This is a genomic window from Sulfuricurvum sp., assembly GCF_028681615.1.
Classification (GTDB): Bacteria; Campylobacterota; Campylobacteria; order Campylobacterales; family Sulfurimonadaceae; genus Sulfuricurvum.
On record NZ_JAQUHV010000009.1, the window covers coordinates 59,869 to 82,198 of the forward strand.

The window sequence follows — 22,330 nt, forward strand, 5'->3', positions numbered from 1 at the left end:
GGAGTCACATGGAGCAAAATCGATTATTAAGGATACGAGACGTCCAACAAAGAGTCTCATTGGGCCGTTCTACAATATGGCTATGGATCAAGCAAAAGCGCTTCCCATCAGGTTTTAAGCTCTCGAACAGTGTGAGAGTCTGGCATGAAAGGGATATTAACGATTTCGTGGAAGGAAAATGGAATGAGCAAAAATGATAAACAGGTAGAAGAGAAAGCTGCAACTCTCTCTTCTGTAAAAAGTTCTGACAAAAGAACTCCAAAATTATATCCTAAGTCGTTTTGGAAGGTGGCATTGCCACCTTCACTTGACATGCAAAATATTAGATTTAAAAAAATGGGGGTGATGTATGTTTAATGTTGTCACATTATCTGGATATCTGATCAGGGATATAGCAATTACTACGGAAGAAGGTGAAATGTCAGCACGCAGTACTATTGCTGTTTTCCAAAAAAATGGGCAACTTAAAAACACCAATGAAGAAACATTGCTGATTGATCTCGTTTTTAGAAAAGATTTGATTGCTTTTGCATTGGATAATTTACATGGAGGATCAAAAGTATTTGTCGATGGCAGAATTTATGAAAAAAATTCAAAACATTATGTCATTGTTGAATCTGTCCAGATATTAGATTGTGTATCACAATCTTCGTCTTCGAATCTTTTCTGTATTGACAATATGGATTCTGAAGAAAATGGCAATGATCAAAACCTTTTTGAAGATTCGATTGATATTGATGTGGGTGAAGGGGTGAAAATTAAACTTTGAACTGCTCTTTAACGTAGAAAGTCGTCTAGACTTTCTATGTTAAATGCCAAACATTTGATTCGAATAATGAATTAATCATATCGTTATATGATACAATTAATCCATGCAAACGTATCAAACCTATATTTGGCAAAATAGTAATTGGCCACACTTTACGTATGACCTGACACCATTTCAGACTCTCTTACAAGAGATCCGATATCAACAGGGTCTGCTCGATGGTATTTGCAAGGGATTGAGTGAAGAGCACCTGCTTGAAATGCAAAGCGAAACCTTGGCTCTTGATGCCGTGACCACTTCTGAGATCGAAGGGGAAATACTCTCACGAGACTCGGTCCGATCATCCATTTTTAAAAAACTCGGTATTTCGTATGAAACACAAGACCGTTCTACTGTCCAAACCGATGGATTAATCGATATTCTTCTTGATGCCTCCAGAAACGCACTAAAAGCTTTTGATAAAAATAGATTATTCTCCTGGCATGCGGCACTTTTTCCAAATGGATACTCCGGTATGCATAAGATCAATGTCGCTTCGTACCGAGGCGATGAACCTATGCAAGTCGTATCAGGACGTATCGGTAAAGAAAAAGTTCATTATGTTGCACCGCCACGTGATAGAGTCGAAGAAGAGATGAAACGCTTCTTTGATTTTATCGATGGTCTAAATGACGAAAATGGTTATGTTCGCGCTGCAATCGCTCATCTATGGTTCGTCATCATTCATCCGATGGACGATGGAAACGGACGTATTGCTCGTGCATTATCGGATATGATGCTCAGTCGAGCGGAAAATAGCTCTCTACGTCTTTATTCAATGAGTTCAGCTATCAATGATACACGACGCGGCTATTATGACGTTTTGGAACAAACGACTACCGGCACAATGGACATTACTGCATGGATAGGATGGTTTCTAAAAACCGTTCTTACCGCGCAGCAAAATGCCCATGGAACAATTGAAAAGGTTGTAGCCAAATCACGATTCTGGCAGCTTCATATTCACACCGATCTCAATTCTCGACAGAAGAAAGTACTCAATCGCCTTTTAGATGCCGGTAAAGAAGGATTCGAAGGCGGAATGAATGCCCGTAAATATGCTTCACTGAGTGATTGCAGTCGTGTTACTGCGAGCCGTGATTTGAGTGATCTATTGGACAAAGGATGCATCATCAGCCGTGGAGCCGGTGGACGAAGTACCGGTTATGATATTGCGTATAGCTAAAATATTACGATGCCATTAACTGATCAAAAAATACTTCATACATACTTTCATCCTCGCTGTCCATGACAAGAGCGATCCGTTTACCCATCTTCGTGTAGGTATCGAGTAGATAGACTTGTTCACCCTGATGAGAGTAGAGCGACGAGGTCATTTTAGAAAGACCATAGGCTTGGTGAGTCGGACGGGATCGCTGCGCATGAGCCCGCGCTGCTGTAGAAGAGAGATTGGTCTGCATCATAATATTCTCCTGTCTATGCTATGAATTTAAAGGTGAGGGTTTTAAGAGCATCATAAACACCCGCTTCAGTGTGCATTTCTTTGACTTTTAGAGTCACCCATACTAGAGCCAGTGTTGTGATCATCAACGATTCCATAGCATTATCCTTTACGGTGTTAATTTAGATTTCGATATGATGCACTCATCATTGGACAACATAGTGTCTGTTTAAAGGATTCATATGGGACAAATTCATGACTACGATAAAATCCTTACCCGTTTAACTATCATCCTGCAGCGATTGTATGAGGGCGAAGTATTATCGGTTCAAGAATTAGCCTCAGAGTTCAATGTATCCACGAAAACCATCCAGCGTGATTTCAATCAGCGCCTTATCCGTTTTCCAATAGAGAAGCAGGGGAGTAAGTGGAAGATGCAATTTGGTCATGCACTCACCAAAGAGCGAACCCCCGAAGAGGCACTGGTGTTGGAGATGCTGGGAAATATCGCCGAAGGAATAGGAAACGAATTCGGTGTCAAAGCCAAATCGCTCTTCTCCAAACTCCAAAACAATACTAAAAACCCCATCTACTCTAAAACCATTATCGAAGATATCTCCGATAAACTTGGACACTTCCATATCATCGAACAAGCAATTATGGAGAACAAGAGGGTACGGTTTAATTACAACAACAAACTCCGTCATGTTCATCCCTATAAAATTGTCTCCTTTGAAGGGTACTGGTATCTCTATGGTGAAGAGTTCATGGAGAGCAAACTCAAGACCTATTATTTTAAAGGGATCGATCATCTTGAAATTACCGAAGAGAAATTCATTCCTAACGATGCAACGTACCGGATACTAGAACGTGCCATCAACGCATGGTTTGAACCCGACAAAGAACCTTTTGAAGTGACACTCAAAGCTTCCCCTGAAATCGCAAAATATTTTCACCGTAGACCACTCGCTAGTACCCAGCGAATACTAAAAACTTATGAGGATGGAAGCATGGTAATCGAAGTATTGGCAACTTCGGAACGAGAGATCATGCAAGAGGTTAAGAAATGGATGCCAGATCTCATCATCACCTCTCCAAAACCCTTAGCTCTTAAAGCCAAAAGTATTGCCGATAGCTTTTTGAATAAACAGATCGAAGAGTTGATTGGGTAAAACGGACACAACGGTGTCGCACCTCTCCTTTACACTGCCATTATCAAAATGTAAAGGATTGCACGATGAAACTCACAATGGCTACACGCACTTCATGGATGAAGAGAACCAAAGAGACAATTACGCAATGGATTTTTTTTGCGTTGTAAGTATTGGATTCATTAATGTATCAGCCTCTTGAAGCTATTATGAGGCGTTACTTATAATTTATATTTAATTTACAAACACGTATTTTATGACAAAGTAAAAAAATGAAAAATGACCATTTACCATTTGAAGAAGCAAGAGCGTTTGTTAGAAATGTAGGATTACAAAATGCCCGTGAGTGGAAATTATGGTCCAAAGGCGAACTTCAAAACCATGATAGAAGACCTGATTTTATCCCTTCTAATCCTGATATTGTTTACAAAAGATCTGGTTGGCTTGGCTGGAGTGACTGGTTAAAAGAAGTAAAAGAACAAAAATATCTCCCTTTTGAACAAGCTAAAGAATTTGTGCATTCACTAAATTTGAAAAACAACCAAGAGTGGATCAGATATTATCAAGGAAAATTAGAAGGCGTGGAAAAACCGGACTATATTCCTTGGAACCCACAAATCGTTTATAAATCCGATTGGATTGGAATAAAAGACTGGCTTGGAACATCTTGGAGGGATTTTAAAGAGGCAAGGGAATTTGTTAGGAACTTAGGCCTTGGTGGAACTATTGAGTGGAGAGCATATTGCCAGGGTGTTTTAGAAGGATATGATTCCAAGCCAAGTGATATTCCTACAGATCCGGCACGAATATATGAAAATGACGGATTCGTTGATATGGGCGATTGGCTTGGGACTGGTAGAAAACGTAAAACTAACTATGGGATAGCTGATGATACCTGGTTGACTTATGAAGAAGCAAAATCGTTTGTTCATACTCTAGGGCTTAGTGGATACGACCAATGGCGAGAATATATCGATGATAAATATATAAATCTTCCTATTAGGCCTGATGATATTCCTCGTTCGCCTCAGTATGTCTATAAAAATGATGGTTGGGTTAATTGGAACGATTGGATAGGCAATACTGTCAATCACAAACAATATAAAAATATTGAAGATGAGGAATATGGAGAAAACACTCATAACATCTTGTTTTCCTTAAATGAGATTGCTAAAGAATATGGTGATTTCAAGGGTACTTTGAGAATTTTAGAAAAATTATTAGCAAGCGATACACACTATTCGATAATTGAACTTGATATAAATTCGGATATTGCATCAGAGATTGAAAGAATCTTTTTTGGTTTTAGAACACTTCCAAGCCGACAATCGCTTTCATCAAAAGCGTTTACCGGATTTATCTTTTTGGCCTATGTAGTATTGAATCTCAAAGATCAATTACAACATGCTATTTGGAAGCCTATTATCGATGAGCTTGACAAATACGCCTCTATAAATACTTTTTTTAAAGACAATTACTTCCTTGCCAGTGATTATCCAAATCTGGCTCTCAAGGACGCTATTCTCATAGCTTGTAAAACCTTTAATTTGAGAAATGACTTTGACAATAAGGATGATCACCAATATCTTAGAAATACGATTCTACTTCAAATTGGAATGTTTAACGAAAGTTTTACAAATGTGAAAATGTGGCTTTCAAATTACAATATACCCATAGTTATTGCTGAACTTTTAGATCATCAATCATCGAATTATTCTCATGAGTTTGATGATGGTTGGAGGGCATTACGTAGATATCGTGACAATCTTATAACCTCTGAACAGATGAAATCATTCATTAATCCAAATCCATGGTTTAAGCACATTGATTTGGATGGATTACTTAAAGCTGCAAAACAAAAAAACAAAAGACAATTGATCATTTCAACCGAAGAGAATATGGATGTTTTTTATTTGAGCCATATTCATTATGATGAGATGGGATTACATTTTACGGTGAATGCTCAAGATACCTACATGCTCAATCTTGGTGGGTATCGCTACGAAATATTTCTTGATGATGATTACGCCGGATTGCTTTTGGCAGATGCGAACAAGCGGTTGGTCCTTGATAGTCCGATCATTTTAAATAACCCCTCAAACAACAGAATTAACCTTGAAATACGAAATGAGGATCATGATACCATCTATTCGACACAAATTATTTTATTTGATTTCAGTGAACAGCTGATCATATTCGATGAAGATGGGGAAATACATTCGAATATTTTCAAGAAATTAAACAGTACTAAAAAATATAATCTTTTGATGGATGCGGATCTTGATTGTTCTTTTAATCAAGACAATCAACGTGAATATTTTGAAGGATTTGCTACTTTAATTCCCAATATCCGTGCAAAAGATGATTGCAAAATATTCTATAACGATGACTTTCTATTTGAGTTGAATTTTTCAGAAACAGTCAATAAACCGGATTTTTTCGATGAGATAGTACTTTACACGACATCGGAAAAGTCATTTATTATTGATGAAAACTATACCTTTTTACTAAAGAGAATGCATGTTGATCCAAATACTGATGAAGTGGATCTTCAATCTCTTCCTGAAGAAGTACAGGTGATAAAGTGGACCTATTCAGGTGGCTATGCGGATAAGGATGAAATTGAGGAGAATACCATGACAGCACCATTATATGCTGAAATGGTGACTTCACCAAAACATACGCTCATTCTCAAATACCATAACAAGGTTTTCAAAAAAGTGGTTTATTGCAATTTTTTTGAAAGAGCCCATCTGTATAGATTGTTTGAGATTAATAAGCAAGGGGACACTCGGCAGGTTGGCAGACAAGATATTTTGAATCGGCATGATTTAAAAAATAATCGTTATTTTTTAAGTGACATGAATCATAGCGACAAACTGTATTTTAAAAATAAATCCTATTTCTATCAAAAAATCATTCCAAACACGACAATCAATTTTAGTAAGTTATCTGGTTTTGGTGAATCTATCTTTGTGAGCGAGCATCTTTACAATTCTGAACTCATTGAATTGTTCCATTATCATGACTCGCAAGAGTATATGTTTATAAAAAATGGAGATGCAAAAACACTGTATTTTTATAAACACTCTACTGCCATGTCAAAATTAATAATTTTAGACGGTGATTATAATTATCATGAGTTTTCCATGTCTGAAATAGAAGGTAAGTCCGAAAATAGTCAATTTCGCTTCGATTTTGAGATTGTTACATGCCTTTTGGTTTCAGGAAGCCATTTAATTGACAGCTGCAGCCGCAACGATTTTTTGAAGAATAAACAGGATATTGATAATGTAGAAATAATGAAAAATTTGTTGGCGGCTAATTACATCTTTTTGGTAGATGATGCCTTTACACAACTTTTTAGAAGATTCGTATTAAGCAATCCGGAAGAGTCTTATTCGCTTTTATATTCGGATTCTTTGAAAATCAATAATCAACATGTAGTGATTGATTTTTTCAAACAAAAGCTAATGATGGAGCATATTCTAATGTCGGTTGTGCTGGACAAAGAGAAGAGTGAAAAAGTGCTTCAAGGGTTGATACTTGCTGGATATGAAAACAAATTGCTTGAAACACCTATAATACTGTTTAACTTACTGAAATCAGCTTCCGCAAAAAGGTTGATTGGCTACTTTTATGGAATGGTAGAGGAAGCGGTAATTGAAGATGAAATTGATGAAAGTTTTGTTCAAAGAATTGTTGACCATCTATTTGACACAACAACTGTAAAGAGCCGTGACAAGCATAATTTAAAAGTTGCGATGCATTATATCAACGGCGAGTACTATCTCAAAAAAGCGTTAGAGGAATTATTGAATGGGTAAATATCTTGATGCCATCACCTTATCGGACAATCTCAAAAAACGGATAGAAGAAACTATCGTTTCCAACATTGCTATACGGGATGCTGAGATGCTTGAAGAATTGAAAGCTCTTATTGAAATGAAAGCGGACGGGCTTATATCGGATATTTTGGTAGAAGGTGCCTATTCAGCAAAAAAACATGAAGATATATTAAGGAATATTCCATTTTTAGACAAAAAATTTATTGAGCTGTTGGATCTGAACAAAATTTTTAATCCTAATTATTTTCCATTCAAGCATCAATATGAAACGCTTACACTCGTAAATGATATGGATGAAAATAATAAGCCAGCCATTGTCGTGACCGCTCCTACTGGATCAGGAAAAACAGAATCTTTTCTTTTGCCCATGCTCAACGATTTGGTTATGAATCCCAGAAAAGCAGATGAAAAAGGGGTTAGAGCAATCATTTTATATCCTATGAATGCATTGGTTGCGGATCAGAACAAACGTTTATATTCTTATCTTCAAGGTCAATCTAAAATCAGGATGTTTTTCTATAACAGTGAAACACCTGAAGACAAAAAATACGCTTCTGAAGAATTCAGCGATAAATGTTTCGTCAGAACGCGAAAGGAAGCGCGCGATAATCCTCCTGATATCATGATTACCAACTACTCCATGCTTGAATATATCCTTTCAAGGCCTAATGATTATCCACTAATTGGAAATGCGCTCAGGACTGTTATTGTTGATGAAGCACATCTATACACAGGGACGCTCGCAGCGGAAGTATCCATGTTGCTCAAACGTGTTGCGGCCAAAGCCAAAGTCAAGACATCGAATGTTTTACATATTGCAACTACGGCTACGATATCGGAGGACAAACAAGAGCAGTATGGCTTTTTTAGCAAATTTTTCAATAAAGAGAACATTCAAAGCATCGCAGGTCAAAAAGAATTCAAAGAAATCGCTACCGATATCGATGTGAATGGCGAGATAGAACAGTTTCATGATATTTCGGAGTTGGTTAAAAAATCGAATCTTGATTTATATAACGAGTTCAAGGGATATAGGATTTTTCCAAAAATTCTGAGAATATTGGCAGAGAAGTACGCTATTACCTTGAATGAATTATTAGAGATACTTTCCAATGAAATGGATGAGCAGACATTACTGAACATCTTTACCATTGGAGCTAAAGCTCGCCTTAACGATAACGAGCTCCCATTGCTTCCGCATAAGATGCATCTTCAGGTTCGGAGTTCTCAAGGATTTTCAGTATGCTCCAATCCAGATTGTCCAGACTCAAAAATTCAAGGGATTGGCAAGATACATCATGGTTTATTCTATAACTGTACTACGTGTAAAAGCCCTACGTTAAATCTTGTCCGTTGTTCAGAATGTAGAGAACATTTTTATTATGGATCTTTCAAGGACAAAGATACTTTATTTTTGGAAAGATACGCGTCTGGATTGTCTGAAAAAGAAGGTGCCTTGCTACTTAGCAAAACGGAATCTTCAGAGCCGATTTACATAGACTTAAACGGCAAGAAGTGTTCTGAATATGATTTCAACAATCAATTTTATAGACATTCAGGGTGTCCAGTTTGCTCCAATGATGAGTTTTACAGCTTGGATGTTAGTGACCAATTTCTCATTCCGCTTGTTGCGGAAACCATGTTAGTCAATATGCCGGAGATTGATAAAGAGATTAATGTCTTTTTACCTGCAAGAGGAAGAAGACTATTGACTTTTTCAGACAGTAGAAGCGCCGCAGCACGATTGGGGCCGTTGCTCACGGCACAGCATGAAACCCAATTATTTCGACGGCTCATTATAGATACTATGTCTCAAATTTCGATGCGTTCCAATGATAATGAATTACGTGATTTTTATGAGGAGGAAATACGAGCCAACGAAAAAAAATTGAACGAGACAGATAATCCGTTGGTGCGTAACAAGATACAGGAAAAAATCGATGAAGCTAAATCTGAACTGTCCAAGATGAGTTCGGGGATTTCTATTATATCGCTTGTGAAAGCTTTGGAAAAACACCCTTTATTAGGGGAATTTTTCGATCGAGAAAGGATGAAAGAGCAATCTCCTGATGAACGAGAGCAGCTTTCGTTTCAAAAAAACTCAGAGTCAATTGCCACATCACTTTACTTAAAGATCGCGGATACCCTTAGTATTCCTAATGAGAAACAAGTTACTTTGGAAAGCGTAGGCTTATTAGGATTTGATTTTTCATTTGAACAAAACGATGTGAAAGAATATTTTGACATTCACTTCATGGGAATAAGATTTGAGCTCGATTCCATTCTCAAAAGCTTTATTTATATCTTTAGAAAACGCCGTGCGATCACCATAGAGTCAGATAAAAATCCTTACAAAGACTTTCATTCAAAACATTTTGGATTGGGACAATATATTGCTTATGACGGAAAAAATAAAAATATTTACAATCTGAAAGTTTCATCTAGAAGTTCTGATTACAAGTTTGTTGCTCAAATCCTGCACTATTATGGAATCGATGACTCTGAAGAAAATATTCATCTTTTTTTAGAAGCTGTCTTCAATGCGTTTTTGGCTTTGGCGAAGCGTAATGATATAAAATGGATCGAATGGAATAAGGTACAAACCGAGGATGATAAAATCGTAGAAGCTTTCAGGCTAGTATTTGATGAATTAAGTATAGCGATACCTGATAGACTTCATTTAAATATAATCAATAAGACCTTGTGGCAGCATACCGTTAATGGAATTATCCCTTATCAAAACAGCATAACAGAACTTCAGTCTGTTACCCAAGACGATTTGGATCACGATCCCTATTTCTCACGTTATCGCAAACTATATCGAGATGCATCACTCGAGTTAAGTGTGGGGCTATGGGCTGAAGAGCATTCCGCTCAGTTATCATCACAAGAAAACCGACGACTCCAGGATTTATTTATTCAAGGAAAGAGAAATGTCCTCTCCGCGACTACTACGCTTGAAGTAGGAATCGATATTGGCGGCTTGAGCGGTGTCCTTATGGCGAATGTGCCGCCCAATAAGGCTAATTACATCCAACGTTCAGGTCGCGCAGGACGGAGAACGGATGGATCATCGATCATTCTAACATATACTAAAAGCCGTCATTTTGATCAAAATGTTTTTAGGAATTTTAAATTCTATCTTGATAAGCCGCATAAAAAATTGACTATCTCCCTCGAAAAAGAGAAGCTGGCTATCAGGCATTTTAACTCCTACATGTTGAGCAAGTTCTATGAACATCACACTACTTTAGATGGTTTAATTTTCGATTCATTTAAAAGTATGGGATATTTTGTGGGGGTATATGAGCTTCCCAAACATACAGATAGTCCTTATAGTCGTTTCGAATATGAGGTCGATGACAATTCGATATGTAAGCAATTCCTCGACTTCTTATCTACCTACTCAATGACGTCAACGGATGAGGATATTTTCGAGGATATTTTCAAATATACGAATAAGAAGCCAGCGTTTATTGTACTTGTCCAGAATTTTTATAATGCTATCGATGGTATGAGTACAGACTATTTGAATAATTTAAAAGCTCTTTATGATGATTGGAATTTCGCGACGTCTGCTAGCCATAAGAATGCCATTCGTTACAGTATCAAACAAAAGCATGGTGAGAGTCTTATTGAGGTTTTCTCAAATGCACAGGTACTCCCTAAATACGGCTTTCCAATTGATGTGAAAACCTTGCAGGTAATCAATGGGAAAAAGCTATTTGAATTATCAAGAGGAAGCTTTTTGGCATTATCCGAATACGTACCAGGCTCCAAAATACTTGCTGGTGGAATGTTAATTGAGTCCAAGGGGATCTCGAAACATTTTACAGGGACTAATTTGGATGAAGCATTTGGGGAAAAAGGGTTTATTTATACATGTTCAAACGGTCATTTTTTTACTTCCCCATACACAAAGGTACATGAATGTAACATGCCTGGATGTAAAGGGATCATCCGTCCATCATCGCATTATTTGATTCCTGAATATGGTTATATTACAGCTGCATCGGATAAGTTGTCTTATGATGCCGGTAATCCTGAAAAGATCGGCAGATTGGAAATTCATAGTGCTATTCACAATAGAGAAGACAGTGATATCGTTTTTGAGTATGAAGATTTTTCTGTCGTTTATAAAGACAAAGCGACAATCTATGGAATCAATAAAGGTGATAAGGGATTAGGTTTCGCGGTATGCACCAAATGTGGATTTACTGTATCTGAAAACGATAAAGCTGAAAACGGCACTTATGACAAATTACCCAATGCTTTCAAAAAACATCCACCTATATATAGCGAATCTAGTTCTATAAAATGTCTGGACACTATGCCTACGGTTTGGAGAAATCATCAACTTTTGGCCAAAATGACAACAGATGCCATTTTAATCATACCAAAGAGAAAAATTGAAGATATCTCACTTGCTCAGACTTTATCAAATGCATTTCAACTAAGTGGAGCAGATGAACTCGGCATTGATGAAAGAGAGATCAGTTCACTGGTTCTGGAATCAGATGGTTATTACAATATATTGCTTTATGATAATCAATCTGGTGGAGTAGGGTATGTTTATGATTTAGCTAAAAATCGCTGGGAAAACTGGATAGCTAAAGCGAAAGAGAGATTATTTATAGATCAAAAGCACGATAACGAGTGTCTTCATGGATGTATTAAATGTATCGTGACAATGAATACGAATGAGCCGCTTCCAAGAAAGGAAACTTTAGAGTATTTAAAGAGTAAGGATATCGATACTGCTAAAACAACTGTTAAAAAAGACTCAGCCACTATCGTAAAAGAAGAATTATCCAATGCAGAGAGGATGAAACGGTTTAAAAAATAGAAATTGTATTATTATAAAAATAATACAAAAAAAGCTTGACAAATTAAATCTTTTAAGTGTATTATTATGGAAATAAAACATTTTAGAGGCTTTTATGAAGTTAGAGAATTTTTCTGACATCCGAATTGGTTTGCCTTTAGTTCGTAAAAAAGGTGACATTCATGATGATCAGTTTTTTAGATACAAGGCAGTCACATTAAAAGCTTTCTCTTCAACGGGGCATTTACTTCATGATGAACTCGATGAGTTCATTGCAAGCGAGGAATTGAGCGAAAGCTATATCACACAAGAAGGTGATATATTAGTAAGATTGAGAGAACCAAATACGGCTGTTTATATTGATAAAGAGAGTACAGGTTTGCTAGTTCCAGCACTTATGGCAATCATCAAACCAAAAAAAGAAGTCAATAGCCGTTATCTCACTCACTATATCAACTCCAATGAAGCACAAAAAAGACTTCATAAAGAGTTACAGGGAACAACGATACAAATGCTCAAAGCAAGTGAACTGGCTGATTTGGAAGTAACTCTTCCATCTCTGCACACTCAAGAAAAAATCGTATCCATACTCAATCTTGCTAACCAAGAGATCGAACTATTAGAAGAACTCAAAACACTAAAAACTCAATTCAAAAATGAACTGCTCGACACTATTTTAAATAAGGAAATAAATAAATGAAAACAACAAAAGAAGTAATCAACAACGTAGTATGGAAAGCGTGTGACACCTTTCGGGGGACAATGGATAGCTCACAATACAAAGACTATGTACTCAGTATGCTATTTGTCAAATATCTATCGGATTTCTATAAAGAGAAACTTCAAACTCTTAATGAAAAGTACAATGGCGATGAAGATCGAGTACAAAGAGCACTCCAGAGAGAAAAATTCGTTCTCGATGAGAGCTGTACATTTGAATATCTACTCAAACATAAAGAGGCAAATAACCTTGGCGAAGTGATCAATAAAGCTCTTGAAAAGATAGAGGAAGACAACCCTGAAAAGCTCGAAGGGATCTTTAGAAATGTCGATTTCAATGATAAAAAAGTTCTCGGCGATACCAAAGAGAGAAATGCTATCCTCAAACACCTTCTCGAAGATTTCAGTGACTCAAGACTTGATCTCAGCCCGAGCAAACTCACCGGTCAAGATATCATCGGTGATAGCTACGAATACCTAATCGCACACTTTGCCAGCGATGCGGGCAAAAAAGGCGGCGAATTTTTTACCCCAAGCGAAGTTTCAACACTTCTTGCAAAACTCGTAGAACCAAAAGAAGGGGACCGTATCTTAGACCCTACGTGTGGTTCAGGATCACTTCTCATCAAAGCGAGTAAAGAAGTCGGCTCTCCTAACTTTGCCATTTATGGGCAAGAGAAAAACGGGCAAACGCACGCGCTTTGCCGGATGAATATGTATCTGCACGAGATCAACGATGCCAAGATCGAATGGGGAGATACGATCAGAAACCCTTTGCACATCGAAGATGACAAGCTCATGAAGTTTGATGTAGTCGTCGCAAATCCACCATTTAGTCTTGATAAATGGGGAGCAGATTTCGCTGAAAATGACCCCTATAGAAGATTTAATGATTATGGCATACCTCCAAAAAGTAAAGGTGATTACGCATTTGTAATCCATATGATCAAAAGCCTCAATGAAAACGGTCGGATGGGAGTAGTCCTCCCTCATGGTGTACTCTTTAGAGGGGCAAGCGAAGGGAAAATCAGAGAAAAACTGATCAATGAAAACCTACTAGATGCTGTCATTGGATTACCGGCGAATCTCTTCTTTGGTACCGGCATCCCTGCAACTATATTGGTCTTTAAAAAGAATAGAACCCATAAAGACATTCTCTTTATCGATGCGAGCCGCGAATTTGATAAGGCTAAAAGCCAAAATAACTTAACAGATGAATACATAACAAAAATTCTTGACACCTATAAAAATAGAAGCGAGATTGAAAAATACTCTCACACAGCAACAATCGAAGAGATACAAGAAAATGAATATAACCTCAATATTCCAAGATATGTCGATACATTTGAAGAGGAAGCGCAAGTAGATATAGAAGCAACAAAAGCAAGTATCTCAAAAATAGAGAGTGAACTTGTAACTATAAAAACCCAAATGAGTACTTATCTAAAAGAACTGGGGCTATAAGATGAAAACTATAGTGCCTGAGGGCTATAAAATAACAAAAGTCGGAGTGATACCCAACGAATGGTCTATTACAGAATTGAAAAACTTAATTTCTAAAGATATTCAAAATGGCTACTCTCCACTTTGCCCAGAATTAGAAAATGGAAATTGGATTTTTGGATTAGGTGCACTAACAGACGACAAAATGAATTTTAAAGAAATTAAACCTGCCCCAATAAATGATATAAAAGTTAAACAATTTATTTTAAAAGAAGGTGATTTCCTTATAAGTAGGTCAAATACACCAGACAAAGTTGGTCGATCAGGAGTATTTAGAGGTGAAATTTTAAATTGCTCTTATCCTGATTTAATGATGAGATTTAGAATAGATGAAAATAAAGTAAATAAAGATTATCTTGAATATTATTTAAAAACATCTGCGGTAATGCAATACATAAGAACATGTGCTTCAGGTAGTAGTTTAAGTATGGTTAAAATAAACAAAAAAATTGTTGAAAACATTGCTATTCTTCAACCTGATATAAAAGAGCAAGAAAAAATAGCCGAGATCTTAACAACTTGGGATGAATCTATCACCAAACAAACGAAGCTTTTAGAAACAAAAGAGCTACAAAAAAAAGCCCTTATGCAAAAGCTTTTAAGCGGACAAATTCGTTTTGATGGATTTCATGATGGATGGAAAGAAATTCATTTAAGTCAAGTTTTAAAAGAAAGAAAAACATACTCAGAAAAGGGATTAGAATTTGAACATGTGTCTTTAACAAAAGAAGGTGTGGTTCCAAAAACTGAAAGATACGAGCGTGATCAACTTGTAAAAGATGAAAATAAAAAATATAAGATTACAAAGCTTAATGATATTTGCTACAACCCAGCAAATTTGAAATTTGGAGTAATTTGTAAAAATACCTATGGTGATGGAATATTTTCTCCAATATATGTTACTTTTGAAGCAAAGAAAAGCTTTGACATTGATTTTCTTGGACATTTTCTAACTTGGAATGATTTTATAAAGAAAGTTAGAAGGTACGAAGAAGGTACAGTATATGAAAGAATGGCAGTTAATCCAAAAGATTTTTTATCATATAAAACTAAACTCCCCTCATTACTCGAACAACAGAAAATAGCAGAAGTTTTAAGTCTTGCAGATGATGAGATAAATCTACTCAAAAATGAACTTGAAGAACTAAAACAGCAGAAAAAAGGGCTTATGCAAAAACTACTAACTGGAGAAGTGAGGGTAAAAATATGAGTAAAAAATTTAGAATTCTCTGTTTAGACGGCGGCGGTATTAGAGGACTATACTCTGCACAGCTTTTAAAAAGAATACAAGACGATTGCGGTGTGAATTTCTATAATGATTTTGATTTGATCGTTGGAACGTCTACCGGCTCAATTTTGGCTGGGTCTATTGTCAAAAAAATTGCTATTGATAAAGTAATTTCTCTATATGAGTATGAAGGCAAAAATATTTTTAAGAAGAGATGGTTGTCTAGAATTGGTTTGTTTGGCAGTAGATATAACCCTAATCCATTAAAAGAACAATTGAAAACGATTTTTGGAAATACGGTGTTTGGAGATATAGAGAAACCTCTTTTAATATGTGCTACTGACATTGGGAATTCAACACAATTCGTTTTTAAGACAACTTTCAATGGTCAAAATGATAGCAATGGGAATACCAAAGAGTTGGTAAGAGATAAAAAGATAGCTTTATATGATGCTATTTTGGCTTCATCTTCAGCACCCATCTTTTTCCCTCCACATAAAATTGGCAATCATTTGCTTGCAGATGGAGGGCTTTGGGCAAACAGTCCTGTTCTGGTTGCATTGGCTGAGGCAAAAAAGATTTTTAAGGTTGAGCCTCAAGATGTTTCTATTGTCTCAATTGGAACAGGTGTAGAAGAAAATGATTATCATATAAACACCAAATTTTGGGGGTTCTTAACTGGCTGGAAAAGAGAAAAACTTATTTCGATGATTTTAAATTTGCAGACTAAAACCAATAATAGTTTGCTGCAATTTTTAATGCCGAAAGAAAATATTTTACGTTTGACATATACAAGCGACAAAACTCTGCCTCTTGATGATATATCCCAGAATGAAAACTTGCTCAGTAAAGCAGATCATGACTTTACTTCTCGACACGCTGAAATTCAATCGTTTATAAATAAATACATAAAGGACAAAGATGTCGACCAATAAAGAACTATTTAAAATTTTAGAAAAAGTCGGTGACTCTTTAGAGATCACCAAATCTCAATATAAATTAGCGGAAGAACGCTATAAAGCCGTAGGAAAATGGCTGGCTGAAGGCGAATATTGTTTATTGGGTGATGGTAAAAAACAATGTTTTAAAGATGGTGAAATATACCCTCAAGGTTCGATTAGATTGGGAACGACTGTCAAACCCATCGGAAAAAATGAGTTCGATATTGATCTGGTTTTTTATACACCAAATGTTTCGGCAGATATGATCAAGCCTGAACGTTTAAAGGAACTTATTGGTGATCGGCTTAAAGAACATGATACCTACAAAAAAATGCTCACCCCTTTAAATAGAGGCTGGTGTATTAATTATGCCAATGAATTCCATCTCGACATCACACCATCACTCGATAACCACCGCGAGCCATTCAATGAGAGTGAGCTGGTAGCTGATGAAAAGCTTGAATGCTATATGCCTACCAATCCCGAAGGATATGCAGAATGGTTCGATAATATCTCATCGATAGAGCCAATATCAGAATTTACAAAAAGTATGTTTGACTCAAGAAATACAATCCTTATGACTGAAGATGCAGCAACAGTCACTGAATTGCCAGAACATGACTCAAACAAACCTCTTTTAAAAAGATATATACAAATTTTTAAAAGACATAGAGACATGATGTTCGATGGTAAAGACGATGCGCCTATTTCTATTATTATTACTACTTTAGCAGCCAAATCCTATGAATATTGTATTCGACATTTTACGTATTACAATGAATATAGTTTAATGATTGATACTTTGAAATATATGCCCCTATTCATCGAAACACGAAACACTTTGTTTTGGATAGAAAATCCTACAGTTACGGGTGAAAATTTTGCAGAAAAATGGAATTACACTCCAATAAAAAAACAAAATTTTGATTCATGGCACACGGAAATAGTCAAAATGTTTGAATCGATTAATAACCTCAAAGGTCAACATTTAGTTTTTGAGTCTCTCAAAAAAGGATTGGGAGAACTCCCAGTCAATAAAGTTTACAACGACATGACACAAAAGGTTGATGACAATAGACAAAGAGGACTTTTAGGTGCTGGATTCGGGACTCTATCTGATTCTCATCCGGTCAAAAAAAATACATTTTTTGGAAACTAAATGTCATTTGCAAAAGGGGTCTCTAAATACAAAACACTAAGTTTAGAACAACAGTACTTTAGTATAAAAAATTGTCCCCTTGCATCCAATGGAAAAGGAGAGTTTTCACGTGACTACTTTTATTGGGAGTTTACTGCACAACCTACTCCACTGAGTAAGACATACGTTGTATTACTAATTTTCCATATTGATAACTATTCACCAGATGTTTTTATACTTGATCAGGATGTTTGGGATGTATCCAAAAAAAAATCTATTCCACATCTTTATGATTCAAAAAGGATTAAATTATGTCTGTATTACCCGGCGTACAAAGATTGGGATCAGACTATGCCGTTAAATACGACATTCGTTCCATGGACTTATTTGTGGCTTTATTATTATGAAGAATGGTTATATTCCTCTGAATGGAAAGGTGGTGGCGAGCATCCACAAAATAAAGAATCTGAAGAAAAAAACGATACGAAAATAAGTGTTTTTCATAAATTTCGAAAACCGAAGGCAAAAAAAATGAGCAAAATGGATAAAGCCAAACAAATCATTTATGCAATTTACGAACAGCGTAAGAAAGCTTATATCGAACACGAAGGGGTAGTATGAAACAAGACATCTTTACGGAGTTAACTCTTCAGAACAACACTATAGAACTCTTAAAGAATATGGGCTATACCTACATTAGCCAAGAAGAGAATGTAAGAGTTCGTAATGGCAAGCTCGGAGAAGTGATACTCAAAGACATTCTCCTCGAAAAACTGCAAAAAATCAATGGCTTTGAATACAAGGGGGTAGAATATACATTTTCCCCAAAAAATATTGCTAAAGCAATCGAAGAACTCAATGTACCTCTCAATGAAGGTCTGATGAGTGCCAACCAAAAAATCAGTGACAAACTCATGCTTGGAACCAGCTATGACGAAGAACTGCTCGACGGTGTCAAAAAAAGCTTCTCTCTCCAGTACATTGATTTTAAAAATCCAGAAAACAATATATTTCACGTCACAGAAGAGTACACCATCAGTCGCCAAATTACGACTGAAGTTGACAAGACAAGACGACCTGATTTGGTGCTCTTTATCAATGGAATTCCATTCGCAGTGATAGAACTGAAAAAATCAAGTGTAGACGCGGAGCAAGGGATCTCTCAAATGATACGTAATCAAGGAAAAGACGAAATCCCGCATCTCTTCAAATACATTCAGCTCACCATTGCAGGAAATAACCATAGCCCCAAATACGCTACAGCCGGAACGCCCAAGAAGTTTTATGCAGTCTGGGAAGAGGAAGAATTTAAAAATGAGCCAAATAGCCTCATAGAGGATCGAGCCGTGAGTGCGCTGGATAAAACCATTTTTGCCCTTTTCAGTAAAAAACGCGTGATCGAAATTTTGCACTCGTATATCATTTTTGATAACAAAATCAAAAAAGTGGCTCGTTATCAGCAATTTTTTGCGATCAAAGAAATCGTTAAAAAGATCAATGTGTTTGACAATACCGGAAGACGTGGCGGCGGGCTTGTATGGCACACACAAGGGAGTGGAAAATCCCTCACAATGGCAATGCTCACAAAAGTGATCAAACGGGACATTGCAGGTTCTAAAATCATCGTAGTCACCGATAGAACGGATTTGGACAGACAGATACACACGACGTTTGCCAATAGCGAGATCAAAGCCGGAAGGGCTAATAGCGGGCATGATTTGATCGAAAAACTGCAATCGGGCATGAGTGTCATCACGACGCTGATTCATAAATTTGAAACTGTTGAAAAAGAAAAAATCGTCTTAGATGACCCCAATATATTCGTGCTAGTCGATGAATCGCACCGTACTCAAGGCGGTGATCTACACAAGTCAATGAAAAAAGTGTTTGACAACGGTTGTTATCTCGGCTTTACGGGTACACCTCTGCTCAAACGCGAAAAAAGCTCTATTGCGAAATTCGGCGGATTGATTCATAAATACACGATTGATCAAGCGGTGCGGGACAATGCCGTCTTGCCACTACTGTATGAAGGTCGATTGGTCGATCAATGGGTTAATGATCAAAACGGACTGGACCGCCGGTTTGAGATGATTTCTCGTGATTTGAATGATGAACAAAAAATGGATTTAAAAAGAAAGTGGGCGAGATTTCAGCGAATCGCTTCTAGTGAACGTCGCTTGGAGATGATCGCGCTTGATATCAATGAACATTTCATTAAAAATGTACAAGGCACAGGATTCAAAGCTATGCTGGCGACCAGCAGTAAATACGAAGCGATCAAATATCACTCTATTTTCGAAGAGTACGGCAATATCAAAACCTCTTTTGTCATTTCTGCACCAGACACACGTGAGGGGTATGACGAAGTCGATGAAAGCAACAAGCAGTTTGTCATAGAAGCGTGGAATAAACTCATCAGAAAATACGGTGACGAAGAACGATTTCTTGATAAGATCAAAGATGAGTTTATCGAGGGTGATGAGATCGAATTACTGATTGTCGTTGATAAGCTTTTGACTGGATTTGATGCTCCAAGAGCGGCGATCCTCTATATAGACAAAGAGCTCAAAGAACATAATCTCTTGCAAGCAATCGCACGTGTTAATCGTCTGTATGATGGGAAAGACTTTGGATTCATTGTGGACTATCGCGGACTTCTAGGAAACCTTGACCAAGCTCTGACTTCGTATAGTTCTCTGACAGGGTTCGATGAAGAAGACTTGATGGGTGCCGTAATCGATATAAAAGAAGAAGTGGCGAGAGTTAAAACGTATTATTCTCATCTCAAAGAGCTTTTTGATCCCGTCAACAATAAAAACGATCAAGAGAGCTATGAAGTTTTCTTGGGGGATGAGGAGAAGAGAAAAGAGTTTTACGAGCTCTTATCGTCTTATGCTAGAGCGCTCAAACTCGCCCTCTCAAGTGACAAAATTACCGAAGTCTTCACGAAAGCAGAAATCGAAGAGTATAAAAGGGCTATGAAGTTCTACAGTGAGCTACGCAAAAGCGTCAAAATCCGCTATCACGAAGAAGTAGATTTTGGTAAATATGAAAAGCAGATGCAAAAGCTTCTGGATACATTCATCAGTGCCGAAGAGGTGAATCAACTCACCAAGCTTGTCAATATTTTCGAAGCAGATTTTGAAAAAGAGCTGGATCGGGTGGTTGGGGATAATGCAAGAGCCGATACCATTATCAGTGCCAGCACTAAGGTGATTTCTGAAAGGCGCGAGCAAAATCCGGCGTATTACGACAAACTCTCTCAGCGTATCCAAGAGATTTTGGATGAGTATAAAGAGGGGCGTCTCAGTGATGAAGACAAGCTCAAACACGCGAAAGATATTCGTTCACTATTGATGCAAAAAAATAGTGACGATCTAGACGAATACCCGGAACAAATAAAACATAATCCTACAGCGCGATCTTTTTATGATAACCTGCAAGCATATATGAAAGAAATACCATCGGAAACATTTGTACAAGTTGTAATCAAGGTAGACTCAATCTTCAAAGAAGCATCTAAAAAACCTGATTGGGAAAACAATAACGATGTTAAGAATGCTATTGATCAAGAGATTGACGATTTGCTTTGGGAGTTGGAAAGTACCCACAAAATTAAATTCGCTGACTTAGATGACATCATCGCTCAAGTTCGTTCCATCGGCATAAACAACTATGCAAAGAGATAACATCACCATTGTTTACAAGGATATAAAGCACGCCAATCTAAAGGTCAAACCTAATCAAGAAGTATTGCTAACGGTACCTCTTGATATGACGGATAGGGAAATTGAACATATCCTTCTCAAAAGAGCCAATTGGATCAATCAGCAGCTCGCACTTTTTCAAAAAAATACTCAACCAAATAAAGAGCTGGTGAGTGGCGAAAGCTTTATATATCTCGGTAGAAATTACCGCCTAAAGGTGATCGAATCAAACGAAGAGAAGGCTCGACTGAATCGTGGATATTTTGAACTCTTTGTGAAAAACAAAAATGACTACAGCAGAAAAGAAAAGCTCATCAATGATTGGTATAAATTTAGGGCTATAGAGTATTTTCAAAAAAATATCGAAAAATATAACGCTATCGTCAAACTTGAGATCAAAGCGGTTCGGATTAGATCAATGAAAACACGCTGGGGATCATGTAACCCTAAAAAATCCTACATCAATCTAAACCTTGAACTCATTAAAAAACCAAAGAGCTCAATCGAGTATGTCATTTTTCATGAATTGGTTCATTTGATCCATAATGACCATAGTAAAAACTTCTATAATTATCTGAGTTTGCATATGCCTGATTGGCAGAAAAGAAAGGCAAAATTAGAGATGCTCTGATAATGATCTTTGATACAAGAATAGGCATAATATGTAAAATATTTGAGATATTGGAGTAAACATAGATGGCAGATGAAGCATTAACACCAAAAGAAAAAGAAAAATTAAAAGAAATTTATAAAGAAGCTAAACTTACAGAAGTAACGATCCAACCTGAACCATATACTTGTAAAAGTAGTAAATCAATAAAGTATCATACCTTTAAAGGGTTTTCATCTGGGAAATAAAATGTAATAGCTTATGTATTTCTCTTGACGTATCTCTCATGTTGACCAATTGATACTCGTTAAGTAGCGATCTGGAATGACCCCCATTTAGTAGACGGTTCAATTGACGACCGACACCTCATGGTTTCTTGATTCCGAGAAGTATCTTACCTCAAATTCGTTTGGAGACAAATATCCAAGATAGCTGTGTCGTCTTTT

At 36.8% G+C, this 22,330-nt stretch carries 18 protein-coding genes; 16 read left to right on the top strand and 2 right to left on the bottom strand.

Annotated elements, in window-relative coordinates:
* Positions 1–8: 8 nt before the first annotated feature.
* From PHE37_RS13865 to PHE37_RS09510, 4 genes are all read left to right on the top strand, one after another.
* Entirely contained in the window at positions 9–197 is a 189-nt protein-coding gene (locus PHE37_RS13865) for an AlpA family phage regulatory protein (protein ID WP_366881159.1), read from the top strand.
* Positions 184–357: a hypothetical protein gene (locus PHE37_RS09500; protein ID WP_300008478.1), complete on the top strand. Its 174-nt coding sequence runs from the start codon at positions 184–186 to the stop codon at positions 355–357. Before PHE37_RS13865 ends, PHE37_RS09500 begins: the two co-directional genes overlap by 14 nt.
* Positions 350–769: a single-stranded DNA-binding protein gene (locus PHE37_RS09505; protein ID WP_300008480.1), complete on the top strand. Its 420-nt coding sequence runs from the start codon at positions 350–352 to the stop codon at positions 767–769. The genes PHE37_RS09500 and PHE37_RS09505 overlap by 8 nt, the downstream gene beginning before the upstream one ends.
* Before the next feature lie 103 nt (positions 770–872).
* On the top strand, positions 873–1,994 hold the full coding sequence (locus tag PHE37_RS09510) for a Fic family protein (protein WP_300008482.1): 1,122 nt from the start codon (positions 873–875) through the stop codon (positions 1,992–1,994).
* Between the two features lie 4 nt (positions 1,995–1,998).
* Here PHE37_RS09510 and PHE37_RS09515 read toward each other — a convergent pair whose 3' ends face one another.
* Positions 1,999–2,232 carry a hypothetical protein gene (locus tag PHE37_RS09515; protein WP_300008486.1) on the bottom strand — a complete coding sequence of 78 codons (234 nt, stop codon included), beginning with the start codon at positions 2,230–2,232 and terminating at the stop codon, positions 1,999–2,001.
* A 13-nt stretch (positions 2,233–2,245) separates the two neighbouring features.
* Positions 2,246–2,368 (bottom strand): hypothetical protein, encoded by a 123-nt coding sequence (locus tag PHE37_RS09520; protein ID WP_300008489.1) that lies wholly within the window; start codon positions 2,366–2,368, stop codon positions 2,246–2,248.
* An 84-nt stretch (positions 2,369–2,452) separates the two neighbouring features.
* On the opposite strand from PHE37_RS09520, the gene PHE37_RS09525 reads away from it, so the two are divergent.
* The 12 genes from PHE37_RS09525 to PHE37_RS09580 all read left to right on the top strand — a co-directional run bounded on the left by PHE37_RS09525 (position 2,453) and on the right by PHE37_RS09580 (position 22,132).
* Positions 2,453–3,382 (top strand): WYL domain-containing protein, encoded by a 930-nt coding sequence (locus tag PHE37_RS09525; protein WP_300008492.1) that lies wholly within the window; start codon positions 2,453–2,455, stop codon positions 3,380–3,382.
* A gap of 251 nt (positions 3,383–3,633) precedes the next feature.
* Positions 3,634–7,188: a hypothetical protein gene (locus tag PHE37_RS09530; protein WP_300008495.1), complete on the top strand. Its 3,555-nt coding sequence runs from the start codon at positions 3,634–3,636 to the stop codon at positions 7,186–7,188.
* Entirely contained in the window at positions 7,181–12,055 is a 4,875-nt protein-coding gene (locus tag PHE37_RS09535) for a DEAD/DEAH box helicase (protein WP_300008498.1), read from the top strand. The genes PHE37_RS09530 and PHE37_RS09535 overlap by 8 nt, the downstream gene beginning before the upstream one ends.
* Positions 12,056–12,149: 94 nt before the next feature.
* Positions 12,150–12,734, top strand: a complete 585-nt coding sequence (locus PHE37_RS09540; RefSeq protein ID WP_300008500.1) for a restriction endonuclease subunit S — start codon at positions 12,150–12,152, stop codon at positions 12,732–12,734.
* Positions 12,731–14,218 carry a type I restriction-modification system subunit M gene (locus tag PHE37_RS09545; protein WP_300008504.1) on the top strand — a complete coding sequence of 496 codons (1,488 nt, stop codon included), beginning with the start codon at positions 12,731–12,733 and terminating at the stop codon, positions 14,216–14,218. The genes PHE37_RS09540 and PHE37_RS09545 overlap by 4 nt, the downstream gene beginning before the upstream one ends.
* Before the next feature lies 1 nt (position 14,219).
* Positions 14,220–15,467, top strand: coding sequence for a restriction endonuclease subunit S (locus PHE37_RS09550; RefSeq protein WP_300008507.1), 1,248 nt, complete (start codon positions 14,220–14,222; stop codon positions 15,465–15,467).
* Positions 15,464–16,420, top strand: coding sequence for a CBASS cGAMP-activated phospholipase (locus PHE37_RS09555; RefSeq protein WP_300008509.1), 957 nt, complete (start codon positions 15,464–15,466; stop codon positions 16,418–16,420). The genes PHE37_RS09550 and PHE37_RS09555 overlap by 4 nt, the downstream gene beginning before the upstream one ends.
* Positions 16,407–17,585 (top strand): nucleotidyltransferase, encoded by a 1,179-nt coding sequence (locus tag PHE37_RS09560; RefSeq protein ID WP_300008512.1) that lies wholly within the window; start codon positions 16,407–16,409, stop codon positions 17,583–17,585. The genes PHE37_RS09555 and PHE37_RS09560 overlap by 14 nt, the downstream gene beginning before the upstream one ends.
* Entirely contained in the window at positions 17,586–18,185 is a 600-nt protein-coding gene (locus tag PHE37_RS09565; RefSeq protein WP_300008515.1) for a hypothetical protein, read from the top strand. It begins immediately after the preceding gene.
* On the top strand, positions 18,182–21,256 hold the full coding sequence (locus PHE37_RS09570) for an HsdR family type I site-specific deoxyribonuclease (RefSeq protein WP_300008518.1): 3,075 nt from the start codon (positions 18,182–18,184) through the stop codon (positions 21,254–21,256). The genes PHE37_RS09565 and PHE37_RS09570 overlap by 4 nt, the downstream gene beginning before the upstream one ends.
* Positions 21,243–21,905, top strand: coding sequence for a SprT family zinc-dependent metalloprotease (locus PHE37_RS09575; RefSeq protein WP_300008521.1), 663 nt, complete (start codon positions 21,243–21,245; stop codon positions 21,903–21,905). Before PHE37_RS09570 ends, PHE37_RS09575 begins: the two co-directional genes overlap by 14 nt.
* Positions 21,906–21,970: 65 nt before the next feature.
* Positions 21,971–22,132 carry a hypothetical protein gene (locus tag PHE37_RS09580; RefSeq protein WP_300008524.1) on the top strand — a complete coding sequence of 54 codons (162 nt, stop codon included), beginning with the start codon at positions 21,971–21,973 and terminating at the stop codon, positions 22,130–22,132.
* Positions 22,133–22,330: the final 198 nt, after the last annotated feature.

What these genes read in the sequence shown, in the direction of transcription:
- PHE37_RS13865 (WP_366881159.1), top strand. Translation starts at nt 9, where the DNA reads ATGGAGCAAAATCGATTATTAAGGATACGAGACGTCCAACAAAGAGTC.
- PHE37_RS09500 (WP_300008478.1), top strand. Translation starts at nt 184, where the DNA reads ATGAGCAAAAATGATAAACAGGTAGAAGAGAAAGCTGCAACTCTCTCT.
- PHE37_RS09505 (WP_300008480.1), top strand. Translation starts at nt 350, where the DNA reads ATGTTTAATGTTGTCACATTATCTGGATATCTGATCAGGGATATAGCA.
- PHE37_RS09510 (WP_300008482.1), top strand. Translation starts at nt 873, where the DNA reads ATGCAAACGTATCAAACCTATATTTGGCAAAATAGTAATTGGCCACAC.
- PHE37_RS09515 (WP_300008486.1), bottom strand. Translation starts at nt 2,232, where the DNA reads ATGATGCAGACCAATCTCTCTTCTACAGCAGCGCGGGCTCATGCGCAG.
- PHE37_RS09520 (WP_300008489.1), bottom strand. Translation starts at nt 2,368, where the DNA reads ATGGAATCGTTGATGATCACAACACTGGCTCTAGTATGGGTGACTCTA.
- PHE37_RS09525 (WP_300008492.1), top strand. Translation starts at nt 2,453, where the DNA reads ATGGGACAAATTCATGACTACGATAAAATCCTTACCCGTTTAACTATC.
- PHE37_RS09530 (WP_300008495.1), top strand. Translation starts at nt 3,634, where the DNA reads ATGAAAAATGACCATTTACCATTTGAAGAAGCAAGAGCGTTTGTTAGA.
- PHE37_RS09535 (WP_300008498.1), top strand. Translation starts at nt 7,181, where the DNA reads ATGGGTAAATATCTTGATGCCATCACCTTATCGGACAATCTCAAAAAA.
- PHE37_RS09540 (WP_300008500.1), top strand. Translation starts at nt 12,150, where the DNA reads ATGAAGTTAGAGAATTTTTCTGACATCCGAATTGGTTTGCCTTTAGTT.
- PHE37_RS09545 (WP_300008504.1), top strand. Translation starts at nt 12,731, where the DNA reads ATGAAAACAACAAAAGAAGTAATCAACAACGTAGTATGGAAAGCGTGT.
- PHE37_RS09550 (WP_300008507.1), top strand. Translation starts at nt 14,220, where the DNA reads ATGAAAACTATAGTGCCTGAGGGCTATAAAATAACAAAAGTCGGAGTG.
- PHE37_RS09555 (WP_300008509.1), top strand. Translation starts at nt 15,464, where the DNA reads ATGAGTAAAAAATTTAGAATTCTCTGTTTAGACGGCGGCGGTATTAGA.
- PHE37_RS09560 (WP_300008512.1), top strand. Translation starts at nt 16,407, where the DNA reads ATGTCGACCAATAAAGAACTATTTAAAATTTTAGAAAAAGTCGGTGAC.
- PHE37_RS09565 (WP_300008515.1), top strand. Translation starts at nt 17,586, where the DNA reads ATGTCATTTGCAAAAGGGGTCTCTAAATACAAAACACTAAGTTTAGAA.
- PHE37_RS09570 (WP_300008518.1), top strand. Translation starts at nt 18,182, where the DNA reads ATGAAACAAGACATCTTTACGGAGTTAACTCTTCAGAACAACACTATA.
- PHE37_RS09575 (WP_300008521.1), top strand. Translation starts at nt 21,243, where the DNA reads ATGCAAAGAGATAACATCACCATTGTTTACAAGGATATAAAGCACGCC.
- PHE37_RS09580 (WP_300008524.1), top strand. Translation starts at nt 21,971, where the DNA reads ATGGCAGATGAAGCATTAACACCAAAAGAAAAAGAAAAATTAAAAGAA.